Below are 4,466 nucleotides of genomic sequence, written 5' to 3'. Positions count from 1 at the left end.
GCCGGAAAGCCTCGCCAGGCCCTCTCCGGAACAGGTCCAGGCTTATCTAAAAGACATACGAGGGCTGCTTAAGCATCCTTCGTCGGAAAGGCTGGTCAGCATGCCGGAGCCGCAAAAAAACCCTTGACGACTACCTCAGGGCGTAAACTGGACGGTGATTCCAGAGTAATCTGGACAGTCATTTGTAATATCGTGGCGCGCGGAATAAGCGTGGCATCCTCGGGAGATTGGCCGCAGCCACCGCGAGATCGCCTGGGCGATCAACGCCTCACCGCCGGCCGTTCGTCGCTGGCTGGCCGAGTTTGCGGCAGAGTAATCCGGCCAGGGGCCGGGATCGGCAGACCGCAGACACGGTGGCGCAGCAGCGCATACGCCAATTGGTAGTCGAAAACCGCCCACGTGTGTCAGCGCCCCGTCACCCAGTCGGCGAGAACTTCAAACGCGGGATTTACGTCCCGCAATGCTCTTGCGTGTTCGGAAGCAGGTGCCTGGTGTCAGCGACCCATAAGCTCGGGGCCAGCGAGTGAACGGCGGAGTAAGCGTCGGGCGCGGGCCATCCTGCTTGACCGCCCCTCATTCTGATCGGGCGTCAGCGCCGTGTTCGGACAGTTGGGCGCCAAACCAGCGGTGCAGCGCCGTGATCAGCCGCAGTTCAGTCGCCGTAAAGGTGATCTCCGCGCCGGTGGGGAGCGAGGCATAGGACACCGTGATGCGCGTGGCGGCGGCCTGCAGATCCTTCAGCCCCGGCATGTCGGCACCGTGCAGCGTAGCCGGATCTGCATAGTCTCCATGCTGAAACTTCATCGCCTCATGCCGCAGGTGCTGTTGAATCAGCGTGATCTGGTCGCTGGCGCCCGGGTCTTTGGCGATGACCCGCTGAATGCCTCCCAACTCGGTCATTTTGAAGACATGTACCGTGGCAGAGACATCGAAGGGCATGACGCCGTGCGACAGCTGGTGGATGTGTTCCTGGCGCGTCTGCGAAAAGACAGCGGTGCTGGCGATGAGCAGAAGGACGAGCGACGATCGCAGCAGGTGGGAAAGCCGGCGCAAATAAGCATTCATGCGAAGTCCTCGGTGTGAGTCCGGAACCACCCGCCGGGCGCCCTGGAAGAGGAATGAGCGCCGGCCGTGGCGTGGTGCGCGACCCCGGCCCGGCGAAGTAGGCCGACGGCGACAGCTGCCAGAAACTCGACCGCTTTGCGTCTCGAACGGCGTGCACCAGTTGCCGGTCGGACTGGCGGTGTCTGCAAGGGAGTATCGCTGCCGGACACCAATAGCGGGCGCCACCGAGTGGTCGCACCCGGTTTCACTTACTCGGGCAGGCCGTTGAGGAGAATCATCACCATCAGCAGTTCGCCGGGCTTGCCGAGCGCGCCAAACCAGTTCTGCAGGATTGGTCCGATTTCGCCGCTGCGATACAAGTGTGCCAGCGAGCTATCGACGGCAAGGCGCAGGTCCGCATCGCGGCGCATCATCAGGCCGTAAGGCTCGTAGGTGAACTGATGTTCGGCGATGGTGTAGGTCTGGCCGTCCCCGCCAAGCAGGGCGGTGGTGATCAATACCGTACGATCGGCCGCATAGGCGGTGGCGGTCTTGTTCTGCAGCGCGGCCAGGGCTTCGTCATGGTCCTTGACCTTGAGCAGCAGAATTCCCAGCTTTTCCGACGCTACCAGCTGTTCCATCGCTTTTTCGGTGGTCGTTCCCTTGACCACGGCGATGCGCTGCCCCTTGACGTCTGCCAGCGATTTCGGATTTTCGCCGCGGCGATACAGCAAGGCGGCGCCATCGACAAAGGTCATCAGGCTGAAATCGAAGTCGGCACGGCGCGCCAGCGTCTGGGTCGTGTTGCCGCACTCGATGTCGATCTCACCATTTTTCAAGGCCTCGAAGCGGCTTTGTGCAGTCACCGGGACCCACTGCACGTCCAGCTTCGGGATGTCCAATTGCTTGGCGATGTCACCGGCCACGCGCATGCACAGATCGATGCTGTAGCCGTGTGCCTTCTTGTCATCGCCGACAAACGAGAACGGCGCCGAGTTCTCACGGTAGCCGAGTTTCAGCGTCGAAGTCTGCTTGACCTTGGCCAGGGTCGATTCGTTGGCCGCCGCGGGTAGCGCAAAGAAACACGATGCTGCGACACCAGCAGCGACGAGGGTACGAAATATCATTTTTAATCCTTCGTTAGCGGGCCAACGCGACCCATTGAAAAAAACAACAGCATGCTCGAGACCGGTTCTTCACACCAGAAGTTCCAGTGTGCACCGGTTCGGAGAATTCTGACAGCGGGATCAGTGATCCCCTTGCCGCCAGGTCTCGAGTGCGTCAAGCGTCGCTTGCAGGGTCGGCAGCAGCACGATGCCCTTTACTGGCGTCGCGCGCTGCGCTCCCGCACCGCCAACCCACAGGTCCACCGTTGCCGGCAACATCTGTCGCAACTGGCTGACCAGCGCACCGACCTGTCGTCCCGGGAAAGCCGCGGAAAGCGAGAGGGCGACAATGTCGGCGTGGTGCGCCGTGGCGGCCATCCGGATATCCGCCAGGGGGGTCTGGGTGCCCAGCGAAATACAGCTGGCGCCATCGAGTGCCAGCAAGGCTTCGACCATCAGCAGCCCGAGCACGTGCTGTTCGTCGGGCGGGGTCGTCAGCAGGATGCGCGGCGTTCCGCCACCGGCAGGCAGGTTGCCGATGGCCTGTCGTAACAGCGACTTGATCTGCTCCGTATAAAGATGTTCCTCGAAGACCTCGAACTCGCCGCTCATCCAGGCATCTCCCACGGCGTCATTGAGCGGCGCGACGACGTCGATGACAAAGCGCTGCAAGCCGAGCCGCATCATCGCCTGGTGGAGCAGCTGGCGGAGGGCCGGCACGTCGTTCGCCTTGACCAGTGCGGTTGTCTGGCGGATCAGTGGGTCTCCCTGCCCGACGTCGTTGCGCCTGGGCGATGCGCAGGCATGGCACAGCTCGGCAAACTCTTCCGCGCTGGCCGCGAACAGGCGACCGGGACGGAGACCCTGGTCGATCAGGCGTTTCATCACCCGCAGACGCTCGACCTGCTCTGGCGGATAGACGCGTTCGCCATGATCGTCGCGCGTCGGCTGCGGAAAGCCGTAACGGCGCTCCCAGACGCGCAGGGTGTCCTTGCCGAGGCCGGTATCGCGCTCGACTGCACTGATGTTCATGGCTGGAAGATCGTTCATGGTGTTCTGGGCGGTGGTGGGGAAATGGGGCGGTAGCTTGGTGAATGTGCGCAAAGTTAGCCCAAGATCGGCTACATGTCCAGGACAAAATAGCCTCGGCTTTGGGCGGCAGAAGCAAGGGCAGGCTCGGCGGTGGTTGTTTGGGGGTCGCAACGAACGTCGATGGCGCGCCACAGGGTAAAAACCTGCCGAAAGGTCGGTAATGACGTCAGTCCCGGACGGTGTGGTCACCGCGGCGACCGCTGTGGTGTCCACGACAAATAGGTGCGAAAGCCTTGACAAGCCGATCTGGCAAAACTATAGTCGAGCCCATGAAATATTTGTCCAAGACAGTAAGAGATGATCAAAGCAGTGCGCTGGCCCTTGATCTGTCGCTACTCGCCGCTATGGAGACCGCCGGCTGCGCCCTTTCTGTCCTTATGTGGACTGGCTTTAGAGGGGTTTTTGGTACGCCGTTGGCGGCTGAAAAAGCCGCGGGTCGCGGCAGTGCGGTCGGTCTTTAACGTCCTGGACAAAAAGACCGGCCACGTCGACGTGCTGTCTGCCACAAGTAACCGCCGTTTAACGGCTATTTTCCTGGAGCACCTTATGTCTCGGTCGCGATTTTCCGCTTTCGTCCTGGCTGTCGGCGTTTTCGCCGGGCTGCCCGCTGTCGCCGCGGAGCAATGCCCGCCGCTGCTGAACCACAGCTTCGCGTCGCTGCAGGATCACCAGCAGCAGTCGCTGTGCCAGTGGCAGGGCAAGGTCTTGCTGGTGGTCAACACCGCTACCTACTGCGGTTTTACCTCGCAGTACGACGGCCTCGAGAAGTTGTACGCGCAACTGAAGAACAGGGGGCTGGTCGTCGTCGGCTTTCCCTCGAACGACTTCGGCGAGCAGGAACCGGGCAGCAACGAGGAAATCGCCGATTTCTGCCGGCTGACCTATGGCGTGCAGTTCCCGATGTTTGCCAAGGCCAGCGTCGTCGGCGCCAATGCCAGCCCCTTCTACACGCAACTCGCCAAGGCGAGCGGCAAGACGCCGCAATGGAACTTCCACAAATACCTGATCGACCGCAGCGGCAGGCAGGTACTGAGCTTCGCCAGCCGCGTCAAGCCGGACGACCCGGCGCTGCTCGCCAGGATCGATGAATTCCTCGGCAAGTAGCGATCGCCGTCCTGCTGCTGTGGCCATTGACCACGCACTTCTTTCCCACTGGAGAGTAGCCATGAACGCACCAGAACACTTCTTCCTCCCCGACATCCAGGCCAGTGCCGACCTGCGGCA

4 protein-coding genes are annotated in these 4,466 nt (G+C 61.8%); 1 reads left to right on the top strand and 3 read right to left on the bottom strand.

Annotated features, from left to right (window positions below; translation table 11 throughout):
* Positions 1 to 573: 573 nt before the first annotated feature.
* The 3 genes from RUW20_RS19060 to RUW20_RS19050 form a co-directional block, all read right to left on the bottom strand.
* Positions 574 to 1,065, bottom strand: coding sequence for a hypothetical protein (locus RUW20_RS19060; RefSeq protein WP_313953798.1), 492 nt, complete (start codon positions 1,063 to 1,065; stop codon positions 574 to 576).
* Between the two features lie 248 nt (positions 1,066 to 1,313).
* Positions 1,314 to 2,171, bottom strand: a complete 858-nt coding sequence (locus RUW20_RS19055; protein ID WP_313953797.1) for an amino acid ABC transporter substrate-binding protein — start codon at positions 2,169 to 2,171, stop codon at positions 1,314 to 1,316.
* Positions 2,172 to 2,291: 120 nt separating this feature from the next.
* Positions 2,292 to 3,200 (bottom strand): MerR family transcriptional regulator, encoded by a 909-nt coding sequence (locus tag RUW20_RS19050; RefSeq protein ID WP_313953796.1) that lies wholly within the window; start codon positions 3,198 to 3,200, stop codon positions 2,292 to 2,294.
* A gap of 588 nt (positions 3,201 to 3,788) precedes the next feature.
* Here RUW20_RS19050 and RUW20_RS19045 point away from each other — a divergent pair.
* Positions 3,789 to 4,346 (top strand): glutathione peroxidase, encoded by a 558-nt coding sequence (locus RUW20_RS19045; RefSeq protein WP_313953795.1) that lies wholly within the window; start codon positions 3,789 to 3,791, stop codon positions 4,344 to 4,346.
* Positions 4,347 to 4,466 lie beyond the last annotated feature (120 nt).

It is taken from the genome of Accumulibacter sp., from assembly GCF_032229525.1.
In the GTDB taxonomy this organism is placed as follows: domain Bacteria; phylum Pseudomonadota; class Gammaproteobacteria; order Burkholderiales; family Rhodocyclaceae; genus Accumulibacter.
Note: the sequence above shows the minus strand (reverse complement) of the source record. Positions and strands in the feature narration are given on the sequence as shown.